The organism is Campylobacter concisus (assembly GCF_002913765.1).
Classification (GTDB): domain Bacteria; phylum Campylobacterota; class Campylobacteria; order Campylobacterales; family Campylobacteraceae; genus Campylobacter_A; species Campylobacter_A concisus_BB.
The window spans coordinates 61,563-80,309 of sequence record NZ_PPCH01000008.1 but is presented as its reverse complement, the minus strand read 5'-3'; the positions used below and the strand labels follow the sequence as shown (position 1 = coordinate 80,309).

Genomic DNA, 18,747 nt, shown 5'->3' with positions numbered 1-18,747 from the left:
CCCACCGCATCAAAATAGGGCGGTCGCTAAAACGAGTATTTTATGTCATTTCAAAGCTATAACTATCGCGCCTATTGCTCGTTAAATTTAGCAACTTGAATTTGAAAAATAGAAATTTGAAAGTAAGATATCTTGCGCTAGTTTTAAATTTAAGAAAACTCACTTGTAAAAACGAGAATTTGAGCTGTTTAAAATCGCATTATCTTTCAAAAAGTGATTTTGCTTAGAAATTTGATGATTTTGAATTTTAGAAAAAGCAGAAATTTAAAGATGAGTTAGCTCATGCTGATTTTAAATTTATAAAAAGGTCATTTGTCAAAAAAGTGTTTGCGCTCTTTTAAAATGATAAATTTGATAGTTAAATTTGAGTAAAAAGCAGAAATTTAAAGGCGGGAAAGTCCCGCCATGTATTATTTGTGTAGTTCTTTTGTGTAAAACTCAACTGAGCCAAGGCCCTCTTTTAGCGCCCACTCGTAAGCTTGGCTTACAAATTCCCAGTTTATGTTCTCATAAAATGTATCTAGGTATTTTGGACGAGCGTTGAAGTTGTCGATGTAATAAGCGTGCTCCCAAACGTCAACGACTAGAAGTGGCACTTTGCCGTCGCTCACTGGAGTTTTTGCGTTACTAGTTTGCACGATCTCTAGCTTTTTGCTGCTTGGGTCAAATACAAGCCACGCCCAGCCTGAGCCAAAAAGCGTTGTAGCTGCCTTTAAAAACTCTTCTTTAAAGTTTGCAAAATTTGCCTCGATCGCAGCTTTTAGCTCGCTTGACATCTCGCTTTTTTTAGCGATGCAGTCCCAGTAAAAGTCGTGGTTATAAACTTGAGCGACGTTGTTGTAAAGGCCGCCTTCGCTATTTTTTAGAATTTCATAAAATGATGCGTCAGCAAATTTTGTATCTTTTATGAGATTGTTTAGATTTGCAACATAGGTCGCGTGGTGCTTGCCATAGTGGTATTCACAGGTTTTAGCACTTACTACTGCGTTGTGGTTTGCGTCAAACGGAAGTTTTCTTAGTTCAAACATAATAATTCCTTAATAATAAAATTTGTTATTTCGCATTATAGCCACAAAAGATTAACAAACAAAATCTTTCAAAATTTATCCTAAAAATAGGGCGTTTTTATAAAAGCTAAATTTTTCATTTATAAAAGATGAGCGAATTTGCTTGATAAATTTGTGGTTATAAGAGTGAAAATTTATATCCTGAAAGAGCAAATTTAGCTTTGCAAAAGAGAGAAAAGTAAATTTAAATTTCTCTAAATGTAAAAAATAATATAAAAATATGTGTAGAAACGTAACAAAAATAGACTATAAAAATGATAAATAAATTTTTACGTTAAATTTACAAAGCAAAAACTACCCTTTTTAGATCAAAAATGTTACAAAAATACACATATAAAAATAAAGATATGTGAATTTATGAAACAAAATTTCTAAATTTTTATTTTTGAAATTTATAATGCACCTATCAAAACTATTACAAAGGATGAAAGATGAAATTCTTACAAGCTTTACTTTTTACATGTGCCATCAGTGGCTTAGCATTTGGTGCGGATAAGGTCTATACGATCAAATTTGCTCACGTTGTCGCAGCTTCTACGCCAAAGGGCAAGGCAGCTGACTTTTTTGCAAAGCGTGCTGAAGAGCTAAGTGGCGGCAAGATAAAAGTTCAAGTCTTCCCATCAGCACAGCTACTTGATGACGATAGAGTTTTTGGCGCGCTAAAACTTGGCAACGTTCAAATGGCAGCTCCAAGTTTTTCTAAATTTACACCTATCGTGCCGCAATTTCAGCTATTTGACCTGCCTTTCATCTTTAAAGATGCAGACCACCTTCACAAGGTTCAAGATGGCGCAGTTGGCGAGGAGCTAAAAGGTCTTGTGACTAAGAAAGGCTTTGTGGCGCTTGATTACTGGGATGCTGGATTTAAGCACTTTAGCTCAAGCAAAAAACCTATCCTTGTGCCAGAAGATGCAAAAGGACAAAAATTTAGAATCCAAAGCTCAAAAGTGCTTGAAGAGCAGATCAAAGCGATCGGTGGCAACCCACAAGTTCTGCCATTTTCAGAGGTTTATTCTGCGCTTCAACAAGGCGTAGTTGATGCGACTGAAAACCCACTTTCAAATTTCTATAACTCTAAATTTCACGAGGTTCAAAGCTCTCTTACGCTTTCACACCACGGATATCTAGGCTATCTAGTCGTTATGAGTGATAAATTTTGGAACAAACTACCAGATGATCTAAAAGCAAATGTAAAACAGGCTCTAAGCGAAGCTACAGCTTACGAGAGAGAAGAGACAGCTAAAGAGGACGCTCACGTCATAGCTGAGCTTGAAAAATATATAGCAGAGACTAAAAAGCTAGAAATTTTCAAGATAGACGACGCACAAAAAGCTGAGTGGGAGAAGACTATGCAGGCTATCTATCCTAAATTTTACGACGTCATCGGCAAAGAGCTTATAGAAAAAACAATCGAGACAAAATAATGAAAAATTTCATTAACGCTCTTGATATATTGATAGTCTCGCTCAATAAGACTATCGCCGTTTTAGGGCTAGCTAGTGGAACGCTACTAGCCTTTGCCAACGTCGTGGCTAGATACTTTTTTGACAAAAGCTGGTCATGGGCGAGCGAGCTATCAAACTACTTATTTATTTGGTCGGCGTTTTTTGCAGCAGCGTATGGCTTTAACAAGGGCATCCACGTGAGCGTAACTATCTTGGTGGAGAAATTTCCACCAGCGCTCGCGAAGGCATGCCTGCTCTTTTCGCACATATTAACGACTGTCTTTTTGATATTTATCGCGGTTTATTCGGTTGATTATCTTAAAATTTTACACGAGATCGAGCAGATGATAATAGACCTTGGCATACCTCAATGGGTCCCTATGCTGGTGCTTCCAATAGCCTTTATCACAGCTAGCTACCGCTCGGCTGAAAAGGCTATCAAAGTAGCTTTAACTCCTGCAGCAAAGGTCGTAAGCAACGAAGCGCACGAGCTAGCTCATGGTAGCGTAGTCAAAGACTAAGGAGAAAAAAGATGACAATAGCATTTTTATTTATCCTGCTTTTTGCACTGATGCTAATAGGCGTGCCAGTCGCGGTTTCGCTAGGCACAAGTACCGTTTTAACGATGATATTTTTTACAGATATCGACATCGCTACGATCCCACAGTTAATTTTTGATGGTATCAATAAATTTTCGCTAATGGCGATACCGATGTTTATCTTGGCCGGAAATTTACTAAGTAAAGGCGGCTCAGCAAGGCGTATCATCGACTTTGCAAAGTCTATGGTCGGACACTTACCAGGTGGCTTGCCTATGAGTGCGATATTTGCCTGCATCATCTTTGCAGCGGTCTCTGGAAGCTCGCCTGCGACGGTTGTAGCCATTGGCTCAATTATGTTTGCAGCGATAAAAGAGGCTGGCTATCCAAAAGAGTACGCAGTGGGCGGCATAACTACGGCTGGCTCGCTTGGAATTTTGATCCCTCCTTCAGTTGTTATGATAGTTTATGGCGTAACTGCTGAGGTAAGTATCGGCAAGCTCTTTATGGCGGGCGTCGTGCCTGGTCTTATGCTTGGAGCTTTTATGCTCGTGCAAACTTATGTAGGCGCAAAAAAGCTTGGATTTAAAGCGACTAAGGCTGAGCCACTTAAAGTAAGAGTGCAGAAATTTGCAAAAGCATTTTGGGCTTTACTTATCGTTGTTGTGGTCATTGGCGGAATTTATGGAGGCATATTCACTCCGACTGAAGCTGCTGCAGCAAGTGCGGTCTATGCGCTATTTATCTCGCTTTTTATCTACAGAGATATAAAGATAAGAGATCTCTGGGATATCTGCCTAGACTCAGCGCTTACAACAGCTATGATATTTTTCATCATCGCAAATGCCGTTGTTTTTGCATATTTGCTAACTAGCGAGCAGATCCCACAAGCGATCGCATCGATGATACTTGACGCAAATATCGGCATGATAGGGTTCTTGATATTTGTAAATATCTTGCTCTTTATCATGGGTCAGTTTATGGAGCCTTCAAGCGTTATCATGATCATGGTGCCGCTCTTGCTTCCGATAGCTACGCAACTTGGCGTTGATCCTATACACTTTGGTATCATCTTGGTTGTAAATATGGAGATAGGTATGGTCACTCCGCCTGTTGGACTAAATTTATTTGTCGCAAGCGGTCTTACAAATATGAATTTAAAAGAGGTCATCGTGGCGTGCTTGCCATGGACGCTGACCTTGTTCTTTGGCCTTATCTTGGTTACTTATATACCGCAAATTTCACTTTGGCTACCAAACATAATGTATGGGCATTAAAATTTAGAGGCTTAGGCCTCTAAATTTATCCTTTTGGATCGTAATCCGCACTCATAACGATATTTTTACCATTTCGCTTACCGACATAGAGTAGCTCGTCAGATTGCTTGATCATACGCTCGATATTTACCTCAGTGTTGCCACTGTGAGCCACGACGCCAAAGGTCATAGTAGCTATTATTCTGTGGTTTTCAAATTCAACGACATTTTGATTAAGCGTCTCTCTGATACGCTCTAAGATGCTAACTGCTTTTGCTTTTTTAACGTCAAATATAACAGCCAAAAACTCCTCGCCGCCAAATCTCGCAACCCTATCTTCATTTCTAAAAGCATTTTTGAAAATTTTAGAAAGGCTCTTTAGCACTTCATCGCCTGCGCCGTGTCCGTAGGTGTCGTTTATCTTTTTAAAGTTATCGATGTCGCACATCACGATAGCAAAGTCATTGCCGTCGAATAAATTTTTTTGTCTAAAAATTTGTTGCATTGAGGCGCGGTTTAAAAGTCCAGTTAGTGGGTCGTGGTTAAAGACAGCTTTAGCGGACTCTTTCTCTTCTAAGATGCCTAAGAATATAAATAAATTTGAGCTCTCTAGCAAAAATGATGTTAAGACAGCAAACACACAAGATGCAGTTAGGTTAAATACAAAAAATATCTCTTTGTATAAAGGATCGTCCTTTGCTGGTAGATCTATCACTAGATAAAAAAATAAAAATGCCGCGATATCTAGCAAAGAGATAATTCTGCTTAACATTTTAAAGCTAACTGATAAGAAAAAGAGGCTAATAGTTGATGTTAAAAATAAAATTTCAAAGCCCCAGCCTAGACCAAGGATAAAGACGCAAAGTGAGGCGTGGAGTAAAATTTCTACTTGCAATATGAGCATCACGATCTTGTTGTTCTCTTCGCTATCAAAGAGTATCTTTAGTGCAAAAAGATATATGCTAACAGATAGGATGTTTGCCACAGCCAAAATTTCTTCGCCCATGATGCAGAACATAACTAGGTAAAAAGTATGTACAGCTAGAAGTGAAAAGACGATGATCTTTTGTGAGATATAAAGTGAAATTTTAGGCATTGTCTTTGTCCTTATTTGCCTTCATGATCTCATACTCGATGCGGTCTTTGCCATTTTTCTTACCCTCATATAGCTTTTTATCAGCTTTGTTTATGACTGTGTCGATATCAGTTATAACGCCATTTGCGCAAAGGACTAGACCAAAGGTCATGGTTACTGAGCTCTTATCAGGCAACTTTACCTGCGCTATCCTTGTGCCAAGTCTGGTTTCTACCTTTTTTACGTCTTCGGTTTTAACTTCAGGCAAGATAACTAGAAATTCCTCTCCACCCCACCTACAAATGTGGTCATTTTCTCTAAAAGTATCTTGCAAGGCCCTTGCGATCTCTTTTAAGACCTTATCGCCCCAGTCATGTCCGTAGGTGTCATTTATCTTTTTGAAGTTATCTATATCTCCTAGCATAACGACTAAATTTGCGTCACTGCTTTTTTCTCTAAGCTCTTTTAGCTCATATCTAAGAGTTCTTTCAATAGAGCGTCTATTTAAAAGACCGGTTAAAAAGTCATACTTAGAAATTCTCTCTATCTCCTCTTTCTCTTCGCTGATCTGTTTGTAGCCACTAGATGTGATCGCATCAGAGAAAAACGAAAGCCTAAAGACCAAGTAAAAAGTAAAGAAAACGCTTATACAGGTTGAGCCTATTTGTATCATGGTGTCTATCTCAACTACTTTATCTTTATATGTAAGATATAGCCACAAAAGGACAAATAGCTCAAGAAGGCAGACAGAGTATGTTAGAAGTCTTTGGTTAAAAGCCAAAAAGTAGTTTATAAAGATAACGCCAAGGAGTGTTATCCATATATTAGAGCTCCAGCCCATGCCAACAACGCCAGCGATAACTGCGGTGATGACATTTAGCTGAAAGATGGCAGAGATTAAAAATCTGTATTTGATATTAAATCTAATCCTTAAAGCAGCGCTAATAGAAAGAAATAAAAAACAGATAAAAATGATCGTTAGGTCAAAGTAAAAACCACACAGCACGATCAAGACAAAGGCGTTACTTGCTATCGCTACGTTTAATATCGTTTTGTAAATGTCATCGATAGCCTTATAGCTATCTTGCTCTATAAATTCCTGTACCAAGCATTCTCTCCGTTAATTTCATCCATTAAATTTAATTTAGATCATTTTAATACGAGTCGTAACTATCCTCATCCTCATCGCTATCTTCATAGTTGTAGTCATTTTCGTCGTAGTTATAGTCATAGCTATCGCCACTATCCTCATCCTCGTCGTTAAATTCAGAGTAGTCTTCTTCTACCTCTTCGTAGTCAAAATCATCACTCATTTTTCTCTCCTTAAATTTTATCTTTGATATTTTCGATATACAAGCTTTGGCTTGGGAATGCAAAATTTAGACCATTTTGCTTTAAAATATCCATAATTTTTAGCATTACATCTTGTTTTACGTCTAAAAAATCGCCCCAAACGATAGTTTTTGCAAAGCAATAAACTAGGATATTTATCGAGCTATCAGCAAAGTCATCAACCACGACAAATAAATTTGACTTATATCCAGCGTAGTCATCAACTGAGACTATGTTTTGTCTATATTTTAGTCCTCTTTTATTAGCTGCGATATCTTCGCTTTTAGCGATATCAGGGTGATTTATCAGCATATTTTTGATGTCATTTACACATTTTTTGATCTCTTCTGTAGTTGGTCCATACTCGATGCCAATAACCATTCTTATACGTCTGCCGACCTTTCTTCTGCTCCAGTTTCTAACAGGATCGCTTGCTAGCTTTGAGTTTGGCACGAAGATAAGGGCGTTATCAAAGCTTCTAACAGTTGTTTTTCTAAATCCTATCTCAACGACTGTGCCCTCGATATCACCACAAACTATCCAGTCGCCTTGTGAAAATGAGTTGTCAAAGAGCATCATAACAGATGCAAAGAAGTTTGCGATGATGTCTTTAGCAGCGAAGGCAACAGCAAGACCACCGATACCAAGTGAGGCGATGAGTGCTGAGATATCAAAGCCAAGCTTTTGAAGGATCAGTAAAAGTGTGATGATTAGCACGATCACGTAGATCACTTTTAGTGCTAGGTTTATCACCTCTTTACGCTTGCTTTTTTGCGCGATCTTGTCGAGTATAGCGATGCCGTAGCCATTTAGTATGGTGAGGACAAGCCATGAAAATGCGACTATATAGATGATAGAAAAGATATTTGCTACGACAAGCGGCACTGGCACTGGGTAAAATCCAACGCCGATACAGATATTTAGCGCGTAGATGATAAGAAGCGCAGAGATCGGCTTTTTCACGATATCTACGATCTGATCTTTAGCCTCTTTGACCCCTTCGCCTGAAGCGATGAGCGACATCACCCAGTAGGTGAGCTTGGCTAGAATTCTAGTTAGCGAGACGAAAAATAAAAATATCGCAACGATAACAACTATCTTGCCAAGGTTAAATTTGTTTGGATTTACAGCTGTTGATTTGTTTATATAGTCCACCGTATCGACTAAATTTAGCTCAGATAAGAGCATGCTTGAGCTTAGAAGATCGGCGTTATTTTTAAGGTAGGTTAAAATTTCCTCCTGCGTCTCTTTTTTTAGCTCAAGGTCCATAAATGCCGCGTCGTACGAGCCTGAAGTCTCATTTAGCGAGTCTTTTAGCTCCTTTATGCTGACGTAGGAATTTGTTTGTAAATTTAAGAGTCCGCCGTCTATTACCTCTTTGATAGAATTTGCCTTAGCACCCTTTTTAAATATCTCCTCAAGGCTAATGAGCGCTGAGTAGTAGGCGTAGTCTACCTTCATCTTCTCAAGCTCGATGGCGCTTTGTATATAAGCGTCCTTGTTTGACTGCTTTTCAAGTCTGGCTACCTTTTTCTCTAGCGCCTCTTTTTGCAGGTTGTACTTATTGATATCGCTTTGTGTAACTTCGATCTGCATAACATAGGTCGGAATTTTCTCTAAAAGAGCGCTCTTTTTCTTTTGAAGAGTGATCAAATTTGAGTTATCAACCTTTGAAGCGTTTAAGTCTTTTTGCTGAGATTTTATGATATTTATCTGGCTGTTTATGGTTTGAATTTGATTTGTTATGCTGATGATATCGTCTTCTTGTGTTACGTTGTTATCAGCGCCAAAAAGAGTTATGAAAGAAAGCAGGATGATGGCTAGAAATTTACGCATTTTCGCCCCTTCTGTCCGCTAAAAGCTTAAACGTACCCTCTTTTAAATCGTAACTGAAAATTTCACCAGTCTCGATGATATAGTGCCAGCCGTAAATTTGCAGGTTGCCACTTTCGTGCTCTTTTTTCACGTTTGGATAGGTCATTATATTTTCGATCGAGTTTATAACGTTTAGCCTCTCGGTCAGCCACGCCATTTTAGCTGGGTCATCGCTGGTAAATTTGAGCACTTCGCGCTTGATTGGCTCGATTAGTTTTATCCAGTTTTTAACATTTGGAGTGTTTTTTAGCTTCTTTTCGTCCACATAAAGTGCTGCACATCCGCCGCAGTCAGAGTGGCCGCAGATGATGATATTTTTGATATTTAAAACCTCAAGCGCATACTCGATCGCCGAAGTAGTCGCCAAAAACTCTTCGCTCACTCTATATGGTGGCACGATGTTTGCGATATTACGCACCATAAAAAGCTCGCCTGGTAGGCAGTTTGTTATCAAATTTGGCACGACCCTTGAATCCACGCATGATATGAAAAGCGTGTGTGGATCTTGCTTGTGTTGCAGACTTTTAAAGAGCTCTTCGTGCTCTAAAAAGTCATCTTCCATAAATTTTACTGCACCTTCAAGTATTGAATCATCCATAAAATTTATCTCCATTTTTTATATTTTTATCGCGATTATAGCAACTTTTATTTAATCAAAAAAATGCCCTCTAAAACGGACTTTAAACTAATATTTTTTATTAAACTTCTTTTTATATATTGTTTAATTATTTTAGGCTAAACTCACCACAAAAATTCATAAGGAGAAAAAAATGAGTTTGTATGATAGAAACTACGCTAAGCAAAATCAAGAAGAGCTTGCGTATTCTCAAAGCTCACTAAGCACCTTTATAAAACAAACTTATCAACTTTTTGCGGCATCACTACTTTCAGCTACTGCTGGCGCTTATGTAGGCATTAGCATTGCTGGCGTCTTTGCGGCAAATAGATTTTTGTTTTGGGGACTTGTGATACTTGAGTTTGTGTTGCTTTTTGGGCTAATGGCAGCTAAACGCAAAGAGGGATTAAATTTAATACTTCTTTTCGCATTTACATTTGTAAGCGGTCTTACGCTAACTCCGCTACTTTCAGCGATCCTTGCTATGCCAAGTGGCGCTAGTATCGTAGCTCAAGCATTTGGTTTGACGACAGTTGCATTTGGTGCATTAAGCGTCTTTGCGATGAATACAAAACGCGACTTTACAACGATGGGTAAGATGCTATTTATAACTTTGATAGTTATCGTTGTGGCAGCGATCATCAACATTTTCGTTAAAAGCACGATGTTTCAACTTGTAATCGCAAGTATTTCATCGATCTTATTTAGTGCTTACATACTTTTTGATACACAAAATATCATCCGTGGCAACTACGAGACGCCGGTTGAGGGTGCTGTTGCTTTGTATCTTGATTTTGTAAATTTATTTACATCATTACTACAAATTTTAGGCATTTTTAATAGAAATGACTAATGACGAGCGCATCTACCGAGTGATAGATGCGAATCTAAATAGGCTAAAAGAAGGGCTTCGCGTCGTTGAAGATATAAAAAGATATGTTTTTGATGACGCTAAGCTCGCCTATAAGATAAAGTCCCTCCGCCACAAGGCAAAGATCCCACAAAAAGAATTTTTAAAATTTAGAAATTCACAAAACGACGTTTTAAAAACCAGCACAAAAAGCGAGCAAGAAAGATCAAATTTAGATGAGATCATCACTGCAAATTTCAAGCGTGCCCAAGAGAGCGCCCGCGTGCTTGAAGAGTGCTTTAAGCTTATAAGTTTAGAGCAAGCCGAGCTTTTTAAAAGCATAAGATACGAGCTTTATGAGCTTGAAAAAGAACTTTAACTAAAAATTTAAATCTTTTCTTGTATAATCGCAAACTATTTAAAAAATTTAAAGGAAATTTCGTGAGTTTAATATTTTTAATCTTGCAATTTGTTCTAGCTGTCGTTATCACGATCGCAGTTTTACTCCAAAAGAGCTCATCTATCGGTCTTGGAGCATACAGTGGAAGCAACGAGAGCCTTTTTGGAGCAAAAGGACCAGCTGGGTTTTTAGCTAAATTTACCTTTGTGGTAGGCGTTTTGTTTATCCTAAACACACTTGCACTCGGATATTTTTACAACAAAGATCTAAAACGCTCTATCGTTGATAGTGTCGATAGCAAATCTCTAGTCATACCAAAATCAAACGACGTGCCAGCAGCTCCTAGCGCACCACAAAACCCAGTAAAATAACAATGATAAAAACGTTTTTAGCGTCACTTTTGACGCTAACGTTTGCTTTGGCAGACGCTCACATCCTAGTTTATCACCGCTTTGACGATCCAAGACACGTTAGCACAGATATTTCTATCCAAAATTTAAGAGAGCAGTTTGAATACTTTAAAAACAATGGCTTCGAAGTTGTCAAGCTATCAAGGCTTGTCGATGCGGTAAATGCTGGCGAACCGATCCCTGATAACTGGATCGTTATCACCGTTGATGATGGATACAAAAGCTTTTACAATAACGCTCTTGAGCTTTTTAAAGAGTATAACTACCCATTTGCTTTGATGGTCTATGTAGAGGCAAGCGCGAACAAATATGGTGATTATCTAGACTTTGATCAGATCAAAGAGCTAGAAGCTTACGGAGAGATCGGCTATCACTCATACGCTCATCCAAGGATGACTAAACTTAGCGATGAGGCCTTAAGAGAGGACTTTCAAAAGGGCGTTGAGACCTTTGAAAAGCATATGGGTTATAAGCCAAAATACTTCGCAGTCCCTTACGGCGAGATCGATAGTAGAGTCGTTTCTTTGGCAAAAGAATTTGGCTTTTTAGCACTTTTAAATCAAAACTCAGGCGCAGTTTCAGATAAAAGCGATGTTTTCGATCTTTATAGAACGCCAGTGATGAATGGCACAAAGATAGCGCTAACTTTTAATAGTAAATTTTTAAATGCTCAGTGGATATTTCCAGAGGGCTATCCGCAAAACAATGCGATCGACAAGCTCATCATCAAGACTGACACAAACGCAAGTGAGGGCAGTTTTTTCATGACTGGCTTTGACGGCTTTAGAAAAGTACCTATGACAAATGGCGTTTTTGAGTGTAAATTTAACCCACCACTTGATAAACGCAAAGTGTTAATGTCGCTAAAAGTAGATCATCACAGAAGCACAAAACTTCTAATAAAGGACACCAATGCTAAATAAAATTTACGATACCCAAAAAGAGGGTTGCGAAAAGGCGATCGCTTCTTTAAAACGCGATTTTACAACGCTAAGAACTGGCAAAGTAAATATCAACATCCTAGATAACGTTATGGTTGATTATTATGGCTCGCCAACTCCGCTTAATCAAGTAGCCACCGTGCTTACAAGTGACGCTTCAACTATCGCTATCACGCCTTGGGAAAAGAGCATGATAAAAGCGATCTCATCAGCCATCCAAGCTGCAAATATCGGCGTCAATCCAAACAGCGACGGCGAGAGCGTTAAGCTATTTTTCCCACCGATGACCGTCGAGCAACGCCAAGAAAATGCAAAACACGCAAAAGCTATGGGCGAAAAGGCCAAAGTTAGCATCAGAAACGTAAGAAAAGACGCAAACGACGAGGTCAAAAAGCTTGAAAAAGACAAAGCTATAACAGAAGACGAGAGCAAAAAGGGTCAAGATGAGGTTCAAAAGATAACCGACACATACACCGCAAAGATCGACACTCTCGTAAAAGAGAAAGAAGCCGAGCTTTTAAAAATTTAAATTTACTTAGAAATTTGCACCCCTTGCAAATTTCTAAACCCTCACTTTTTAGCCACGTAATGTGGCTAAATTTCATCCTTTAAAGGACGACATTGCAGATCGCCACTGAGTTAAAAATCGCATTTGCCGATAAGAAAATTTTACTTTTTACCATTTTGGCTTTTTCTCTAGCTACCATTTTTCTTAGCCCCAGCCAGATAGTGGATGAGTATAGAGGTTTTTGGCTGCTTGAGCCGCTACTTTTGGTCGCTATCTACCTAAATAAAAGAGAAATTTTACTCCCTTTATACTTTTTGATATTTGGAGCTAGTCTTTACTTTTTTGGCCTAAAACTAAGCGGTCATACTAGCGATCTTGTAGCACTTTATCTCATAGCTTTTGTGCTTTTATTCTCTTTAAATTTTGCCAAAGATAATGAGAAATTTATAAGAGGGAGCCTAGCAAGACTTTTAAATTTACTCATCTCATTTGCCCTTTTTCACCTATTTTTTCTTGGCATTGTGGCTGTTTATGCAGGGCTTAACTACCTTTTTGATTTAGAACTTTTAACCAGCCATAGGACGCAAAGGCTCTACTTGACACTGGCCTCTTTTGCTCTGCCTTGTCTATTTATCTTTTTTGAGAGCAAATTTAGCGAGTATAGGCTCTTAAATTTCATCAAGATCGTCATAAATTTCATCCTAAATCCGGTGCTCATCATCTATGTGGCGCTTTTAAATTTATACTGCATTTATAGGCTTGTTTTGCTCGAGCTGCCACGAGGCGGGGTGGCTTATATCGTGCTTGCCTGCTTGATCGCTGGCTTTGTTTTAAGAGGGCTAAATTTACTAATTAAAAGCCAAATTTATGATCAAATTTTTAAGCTCTTGCCACTTTTTGTCATCTTGCCTAGCATAATGCTTTGGTGGGGCGTCATGCATAGGGTCGGCGAGTATGGCCTGAGCGAGGCTAGGATCTATCTCATCGCCTGCGTGATATTTGCAAATTTGAGCTATTTTGTGATGATATTTCTTAGAAACTTCTCTTATAAATTTCTAGCGTTTTTCATGATATTTGGCATATTTTTCACCCATTTTGTCCTTGATACGAAGCAGCTTGTGCTAAATTCTCAAAAAGAGCTTTTGCTAAGAGAGCTAAGGGCACTAAATTTACTTGATAGTAGCGGCTCGCTAAGCGGCGACGTGAGCAAGATAGACAAAGAGAAGCTCTACTTTTTGCAAGATAAATTTGACTTTTTAGTAGAAAATGGAGATAAATTTGCACTAGAAAATAAAAAATTTATAGTGGGTCTTGAGGTGGCTGAGCAGAAAAATTGGCAGATATTTAGCATTAACTTAGGCAATATCGGCATAAACGTCAAAGAAGCGACCATAAAAAGCGTAGTTACAAGCAGCACAAATGGCGATGAGCTCGTCATGCAGCTAGATAATGAAAGCGTTAGCATAGATATGCAAAAGCACTTAGAAAAGGCGCTCGCAAGTCTAAATTTAAAGCCAGATGGCGACTTTGGCGCTGAGGTCTTTGAGCGGCTAAAAGAGAAGCTTTTGATCTTTGAAGTTGGCAAGCGCGCCTTTGTTCTGCGCTCTATGGAAATCGTGCAAGAAAACGGAGTTTATAAATTTTATGGCGCAAGCGTGCTTTTTTATATTGAGGATGCGCAGCTAAAATAGCGAGCTTTGAGCTAGTTTTGGCTTTATGACAAAGCTTTTTCTATGAAAGTCTGAGTAGCCAAATTTAGCTATGGCATCTAGGTGCGACTTTGTGCCATATCCCTTGTGCCCTGCAAAGCCGTATGCTGGATAAAATTTATCCCAGCCGTTCATCAAGCGGTCGCGGCTTACCTTTGCTAATATGCTAGCAGCGCTTACCCCAGCGACCTTGCCGTCAGCCTTTATCATCGTCATGATGCCAACGCCGTAGTCTAAATTTCCGTCATAGATGATCTCAAAGTCCTCAAAATGCGCCTTGAAAAGTTTGAGCGCGCGCCTTAGGCACTCACTTAGCCCAAGCTCGTCTATCTGGGCATTCGAGAAGTAAGCGATGAGGAAATTTGAGCTTTTTGTGATCTCTTTAAAGAGCTCTTCGCGCCTTTTTGCGGTTAGTTTTTTGGAGTCGTTTAGGCCTGAAATTTCGCTATTTAGCACGCAAGCAGCCACGCTTAGTGGTCCAGCCAGCGCCCCACGTCCAGCCTCGTCGATACCGCAAATTTTAGCCATTACAGCCCGACTTCATCGCTAAAGTAAGGTTTTAGCTCCTCAAGTGGCACGCTGATCTGCTCCTCGTTTAAAAATGTAAGCCCAAGTGGCGAAAGCACGAAGTTATCGCTCACACCAGCGGTCGCAAGGACTGCTTTTAGATGTTCGTTATTCATATCTTTAAAAATTTGCTTTAGCTTTAGTTTTTTATTTGTCGCAAGTGAGATCACCTCGCAGTTTGTTTTTTCATTTTTATAGGTGCAAACGCTCTTTATCTTGTCGTTGATGTAGTAGATCTCTTTTAGGCTCTCATATTGGCTATTTGGCCATTTTTTTCGCTCGCTTTTTAGGTCGTAAAACTCTGCAAGAAGCTTGTTTTTATACTTTTTGGCTGAGTCTTTAGCGAAGATATCGTTAGTGATCGCCTCATATCTCGTGCCGTTTGCCTCGGTCATTTGGATGCCGATATTTAGGATCTCATACTCTTTTTCTTCTTTTACGGTGGCGTTGTAGGCTTTGTTTTTGACAATTATCTTGCCTTTTAGCTCGCCATTTTCGTTTTTAACGTCTAAATTTATCTTGTCTGAGACTGCATTTAGCGATGAAATTTCACTGCCATTTTGCTCAAAAGAGCCCTTTTCATAGTCGTATTTTGCGCCGTCAAAAAAGATGTGGCCGCTTATCTTGGCTGGGACTTTAAAGCTCTTGCTTTGTTTGAAATTTTCAAATTCATCTTTAAAATAGTTCATATAAACTTCAAATTTCACACCATTTGCATCGCCACTAAATTTATAAAATTTAGCCCAGTTTTCGTGGTTTATCTCATAGCCAAAAAGGCTTGCAGCGATGAATAAGATCCCAAAAAATGCTCTCATGTCCGTCCTTTATAGTTTTTTTGATTATAACTATTTTATCCCTAGACTTTTAAAATGATAATCAAACAAAGAGTTTAAATTTATAAACCTAGGCTCCACCTAGAAAATGGCAAGATCTCGCACTTTATCCCCTCGATGCTTTGCTCGGCTTGGTTTGCGACGCTGATGATTTGAAGTTTGCTAACGCCTAGCTCTTTTAGGCTAGCGTGGAGTTTTTTAAATTTCAAAAAGACGATCTCAGGCGCAGAAAATGGCACGCAGATGATCGCAAGCTTCTTTTTGGCAAGGAAAAAATCGATCTCTTTTGTGTAGTAAATTTCATCTTTAAATTTAAGTAGCTCGCAAAAAACGACATTTGCAAAGACAGCTAAAAAGTCCTTTTTTAGGCACAAAGCATTACGAAGTGCGAAATTTGTAAAGTAAATTTTCTTACTCGTGCTACTCTCATCTAAATTTGGCACAAACTCCACGTATCCACTCTCATTTAGCAAATTTATCGCGCTATAAACGCTATCTTTTGAAATTTTCATCTGCTCTTTTAGGTTTTTATAAATCCCAAAGGCGCTTATGGTGTCGTGGCACTTTGTCGCGCACTCTTTTAAGATGGCGATACTTTGCTCGTTTAAATTTGCTCTTAAGAGCTGCTGCAAGTGAGATGTGACCTCGCTGGAGTCCAAAAATGCGCTCGCTATCTCGTTGCCATGAGCTAAAAAGTAGCTAAAAAGCAGGTCTTGGTCTAAATTTTTCTTAAAAAATAGTATAAATTCTTCGTAGTCAAGATAGTTTAAATTTATACGTGCAAAGCCCTCAAGCGAGAGTGAAAATTCCTTGCTTGTAAGGAAGATATTTTCAAGTGCAGCGCCCTTTAAAAAGTCTAAATTTATAAGATCAGCGGCTTGTAAATTTTCAACTGTGAGCACCTTTATCTGGGTATTTTTTTCTAAAAACTCTTTTAAATTTGCTAAGAGCGAGGCTCTATCTATCCTTATATCGTCTAAATTTATATAAAGCCTCTCCTCACTTTTATAATGGCTCAAAAACTCATAAACAAGGGCTGTTTTGCCACTTGATACGGCACCAATGATAAGTGTCTTTGGCGAGATGATCTCATATTTTCTGGGGATAAATTTTGCATTTTTAATGGGCGCTTGATAGAGCGTTTCTAAACTTTTCAAATTTGACCTTTTTGGCTTTTTGAAATTATAGCCACTTCCTTTTAAAAAGGAAAATATTGTGTTAAATTTTAAAAAATAAACAAAATTTAGAAATATAAAATAAAATTTTAGACTATAAATTTATAAAATTTTTGAAAAATAAATTCTCCATTTGCAAGATACCTTCCTTATCAAAAGGAAATAATTAATCAAAATTCAACAAAAAATAGCGTTTTTCTTGACAACTATAATAGCTTTTTTGTAAAATCCCTATCTCTTTACGAAAGACCTATGTCTTGCTCGTACGATCGCTTGATCCTATGCGAGTTATTTTGATGTAAAGAGGTCGCGAGTTTGCGACAAGTTCTTTTTAAAGGAAAACACATGGAAAGAATCAGGTTAAAGCTAAAAGCTTACGACCATAGAGTTCTAGACCGCACTGTTGCAGCAATCGTAGAAGCTGTCAAACGAACAGGTGCCGACGTTCGTGGCCCGGTACCAATGCCTACAAAGATCAAACGCTATACAGTCTTAAAATCTCCACACATCAACAAAGACTCACGTGAGCAGTTTGAGATGAGAATACACGCTCGTATGCTTGACATCGTAGCTGCTACTCCAGAAACTGTAGATAGCCTAACAAAACTCGACCTAGCTCCAGAAGTTAATGTCGAAGTTCGTGCGATGAAATAAGCGGACAAAAGGATAAGAGTATGGAATATATTGTAGAAAAAATAGGCATGAGTAGAACGATTGCCACGAAGAGTACGCCAGTTACACTACTTAAGCTAGTTGAGGCTAAAGTATGTGAGATCGACGAAAACAAACGTGCTATCGTAGCGTATGCCCACACTAAAGCAAACAACAAAGCTATCGCTGGTCAGCAAAAGAAATACAATCTGACAGCAGAATTTAACAAATTTGCTACGCTTGAAGTAGCTAATAGCGAAGTTGGAAACCTAGACTTTACACCATTAAATGAGGCTAAAATTTTAAAAGTTAGCTTTAACTCAAAAGGTAGAGGCTACCAAGGTGTGGTAAAAAGACATGGTTTCGGTGGTGGTCCAAAAAGCCACGGCTCACGTTTCCATAGACGCCACGGATCAATTGGTAACTGCGAATGGCCAGGTCGTGTTCAACCAGGTATGAAAATGGCAGGACACATGGGCAATGAGAAAGTTACTGTTAAAAACGAGCTAATAAGCTTTGACGCTCAAAATGGCATCGTAGTTGTAAAAGGTTGCGTTCCTGGTCACAATGGTGCAATGGGTAAAATAAGGATTGTAAAATGAGTAAAATTCACGTACTAAACGATAAATTTGAAAATTCAGGCGAGTTAGAGCTTCCTGCAAGCTACGCTGAAGTAAATCCGCACAACCTATATCTTTATGTAAAATCTTACCTTGCTGGTATAAGAGCAAATTCGGCTCATACTAAAAGCCGTGCTTTTGTAAGCGGTGGTGGTAAAAAACCATGGAGACAAAAAGGACGTGGTGGTGCAAGAGCGGGTTCAACTAGAACTAACGTTTGGGTAGGCGGTGCAGTTGCATTTGGTCCAACAAACGAGAAAAACTATTTTCAAAAAGTCAATAAAAAACAAAAAAGACTAGCTCTTGAGTACGCTTTGGCAGTAAAAGCACAAGATGGTAAAATTTTCGCAGTAGATAGCATCTCAATCGAGTCTGGAAAGACAAAAGATGCAGCTAATATCATCAAAAATTTAAAAGTAAAAGACGCGCTTATCGTTAAAGATTTACTAGACGATAAAACACTACTTGCTTTTAGAAATTTAGCAAACTGCTATGTAGTAGATGCAAATGAGGTAAATGCTTATCTTGTCTCTACATTTAGTTCGGTTATCATTGAAAAAGCTGCACTAAAAACTATAACAAAAGAGGGCTAAAAATGGCGGATATAACTGATATCAAAACAATTATTTATACAGAAAAAACTCTAGGCCTTCAAGAACAAGGCGTTGTTGTTATCCAAACTTCACCAAGAGTTACAAAAAACAGCTTAAAAGCGGTTTTACAAGAGTATTTTGGAGTAACGCCTGTTCGCGTAAATTCACTTAGAATTAGCGGCAAGGTTAAGCGTTTTAGAGGAAGAGCAGGCCAACGTGACGAGATAAAGAAATTCTACGTTAAGTTACCTGAAGGCGTAAGCCTAGAAAATACGGAGGCGTAAG

22 protein-coding genes are annotated in these 18,747 nt (G+C 38.6%); 13 read left to right on the top strand and 9 right to left on the bottom strand.

Annotation, left to right across the window (positions count from 1 at the left end; genetic code table 11):
• Positions 1-410 precede the first annotated feature (410 nt).
• Positions 411-1,028 carry a superoxide dismutase [Fe] gene (sodB, locus tag CYO89_RS02730; RefSeq protein WP_103597047.1) on the bottom strand — a complete coding sequence of 206 codons (618 nt, stop codon included), beginning with the start codon at positions 1,026-1,028 and terminating at the stop codon, positions 411-413.
• 470 nt (positions 1,029-1,498) lie between these two features.
• Here sodB and CYO89_RS02725 point away from each other — a divergent pair, with 470 nt between their 5' ends.
• Genes CYO89_RS02725 through CYO89_RS02715 form a run of 3 tightly spaced genes read left to right on the top strand, consistent with a single transcriptional unit; the run spans position 1,499 to position 4,328 of the window.
• The gene (locus tag CYO89_RS02725; RefSeq protein WP_002941552.1) at positions 1,499-2,491 is read left to right on the top strand and encodes a DctP family TRAP transporter solute-binding subunit; all 993 of its coding nucleotides are present in this window, start codon (positions 1,499-1,501) and stop codon (positions 2,489-2,491) included.
• The gene (locus tag CYO89_RS02720) at positions 2,491-3,033 is read left to right on the top strand and encodes a TRAP transporter small permease (protein ID WP_103597046.1); all 543 of its coding nucleotides are present in this window, start codon (positions 2,491-2,493) and stop codon (positions 3,031-3,033) included. The genes CYO89_RS02725 and CYO89_RS02720 overlap by 1 nt, the downstream gene beginning before the upstream one ends.
• Positions 3,034-3,044: 11 nt before the next feature.
• Positions 3,045-4,328, top strand: coding sequence for a TRAP transporter large permease (locus tag CYO89_RS02715; RefSeq protein WP_103597045.1), 1,284 nt, complete (start codon positions 3,045-3,047; stop codon positions 4,326-4,328).
• Between the two features lie 25 nt (positions 4,329-4,353).
• Here the strand turns inward: CYO89_RS02715 and CYO89_RS02710 are convergent, their stop codons facing one another.
• From CYO89_RS02710 to CYO89_RS02695, 5 genes are read right to left on the bottom strand one after another with little or no spacing between them, the layout of a single operon-like run.
• The gene (locus CYO89_RS02710) at positions 4,354-5,403 is read right to left on the bottom strand and encodes a GGDEF domain-containing protein (RefSeq protein ID WP_103597044.1); all 1,050 of its coding nucleotides are present in this window, start codon (positions 5,401-5,403) and stop codon (positions 4,354-4,356) included.
• Positions 5,396-6,490, bottom strand: coding sequence for a GGDEF domain-containing protein (locus CYO89_RS02705; protein ID WP_103597043.1), 1,095 nt, complete (start codon positions 6,488-6,490; stop codon positions 5,396-5,398). Before CYO89_RS02705 ends, CYO89_RS02710 begins: the two co-directional genes overlap by 8 nt.
• A gap of 46 nt (positions 6,491-6,536) precedes the next feature.
• Entirely contained in the window at positions 6,537-6,695 is a 159-nt protein-coding gene (locus tag CYO89_RS10300; RefSeq protein ID WP_021086372.1) for a hypothetical protein, read from the bottom strand.
• Between the two features lie 10 nt (positions 6,696-6,705).
• Positions 6,706-8,550, bottom strand: coding sequence for a mechanosensitive ion channel domain-containing protein (locus tag CYO89_RS02700; protein WP_103570702.1), 1,845 nt, complete (start codon positions 8,548-8,550; stop codon positions 6,706-6,708).
• Positions 8,543-9,187, bottom strand: coding sequence for a carbonic anhydrase (locus CYO89_RS02695; protein ID WP_103570701.1), 645 nt, complete (start codon positions 9,185-9,187; stop codon positions 8,543-8,545). The genes CYO89_RS02700 and CYO89_RS02695 overlap by 8 nt, the downstream gene beginning before the upstream one ends.
• Before the next feature lie 172 nt (positions 9,188-9,359).
• Between CYO89_RS02695 and CYO89_RS02690 the strand changes: the two genes are divergently transcribed.
• From CYO89_RS02690 to CYO89_RS02665, 6 genes are all read left to right on the top strand, one after another.
• Entirely contained in the window at positions 9,360-10,058 is a 699-nt protein-coding gene (locus tag CYO89_RS02690; RefSeq protein WP_002941542.1) for a Bax inhibitor-1/YccA family protein, read from the top strand.
• Positions 10,051-10,434: a thiamine-phosphate pyrophosphorylase gene (locus CYO89_RS02685; RefSeq protein WP_103597042.1), complete on the top strand. Its 384-nt coding sequence runs from the start codon at positions 10,051-10,053 to the stop codon at positions 10,432-10,434. The genes CYO89_RS02690 and CYO89_RS02685 overlap by 8 nt, the downstream gene beginning before the upstream one ends.
• A 62-nt stretch (positions 10,435-10,496) precedes the next feature.
• Complete coding sequence (secG, locus tag CYO89_RS02680; protein ID WP_021087232.1) at positions 10,497-10,826, top strand: preprotein translocase subunit SecG; 330 nt, start codon at positions 10,497-10,499, stop codon at positions 10,824-10,826.
• Between the two features lie 2 nt (positions 10,827-10,828).
• Entirely contained in the window at positions 10,829-11,788 is a 960-nt protein-coding gene (locus CYO89_RS02675; RefSeq protein WP_103597041.1) for a polysaccharide deacetylase family protein, read from the top strand.
• On the top strand, positions 11,778-12,335 hold the full coding sequence (gene frr / locus CYO89_RS02670) for a ribosome recycling factor (protein WP_002941557.1): 558 nt from the start codon (positions 11,778-11,780) through the stop codon (positions 12,333-12,335). Before CYO89_RS02675 ends, frr begins: the two co-directional genes overlap by 11 nt.
• 92 nt (positions 12,336-12,427) lie before the next feature.
• Positions 12,428-14,005, top strand: a complete 1,578-nt coding sequence (locus CYO89_RS02665) for a DUF4153 domain-containing protein (RefSeq protein ID WP_103597040.1) — start codon at positions 12,428-12,430, stop codon at positions 14,003-14,005.
• On the opposite strand, the gene CYO89_RS02660 is transcribed toward CYO89_RS02665, so the two are convergent.
• The 3 genes from CYO89_RS02660 to CYO89_RS02650 all read right to left on the bottom strand — a co-directional run bounded on the left by CYO89_RS02660 (position 13,997) and on the right by CYO89_RS02650 (position 16,580).
• Positions 13,997-14,551: a ribonuclease HII gene (locus CYO89_RS02660; RefSeq protein ID WP_103597039.1), complete on the bottom strand. Its 555-nt coding sequence runs from the start codon at positions 14,549-14,551 to the stop codon at positions 13,997-13,999. The two genes, CYO89_RS02665 and CYO89_RS02660, sit on opposite strands and share 9 nt — an antisense overlap.
• Positions 14,551-15,405, bottom strand: a complete 855-nt coding sequence (locus CYO89_RS02655; RefSeq protein WP_103597038.1) for an S-adenosylmethionine tRNA ribosyltransferase — start codon at positions 15,403-15,405, stop codon at positions 14,551-14,553. The genes CYO89_RS02660 and CYO89_RS02655 overlap by 1 nt, the downstream gene beginning before the upstream one ends.
• Positions 15,406-15,485: 80 nt before the next feature.
• Complete coding sequence (locus CYO89_RS02650) at positions 15,486-16,580, bottom strand: ATP-binding protein (protein ID WP_103597037.1); 1,095 nt, start codon at positions 16,578-16,580, stop codon at positions 15,486-15,488.
• 363 nt (positions 16,581-16,943) lie between these two features.
• Between CYO89_RS02650 and rpsJ the strand changes: the two genes are divergently transcribed.
• Genes rpsJ through CYO89_RS02630 form a run of 4 tightly spaced genes read left to right on the top strand, consistent with a single transcriptional unit; the run spans position 16,944 to position 18,746 of the window.
• Positions 16,944-17,252, top strand: coding sequence for a 30S ribosomal protein S10 (gene rpsJ / locus CYO89_RS02645; RefSeq protein ID WP_009295257.1), 309 nt, complete (start codon positions 16,944-16,946; stop codon positions 17,250-17,252).
• Positions 17,253-17,272: 20 nt separating this feature from the next.
• Positions 17,273-17,851 carry a 50S ribosomal protein L3 gene (rplC, locus tag CYO89_RS02640; RefSeq protein ID WP_002941563.1) on the top strand — a complete coding sequence of 193 codons (579 nt, stop codon included), beginning with the start codon at positions 17,273-17,275 and terminating at the stop codon, positions 17,849-17,851.
• Positions 17,848-18,462 (top strand): 50S ribosomal protein L4, encoded by a 615-nt coding sequence (gene rplD, locus CYO89_RS02635; RefSeq protein ID WP_012140561.1) that lies wholly within the window; start codon positions 17,848-17,850, stop codon positions 18,460-18,462. The genes rplC and rplD overlap by 4 nt, the downstream gene beginning before the upstream one ends.
• A 2-nt stretch (positions 18,463-18,464) precedes the next feature.
• Entirely contained in the window at positions 18,465-18,746 is a 282-nt protein-coding gene (locus CYO89_RS02630) for a 50S ribosomal protein L23 (RefSeq protein ID WP_002941535.1), read from the top strand.
• Position 18,747 lies beyond the last annotated feature (1 nt).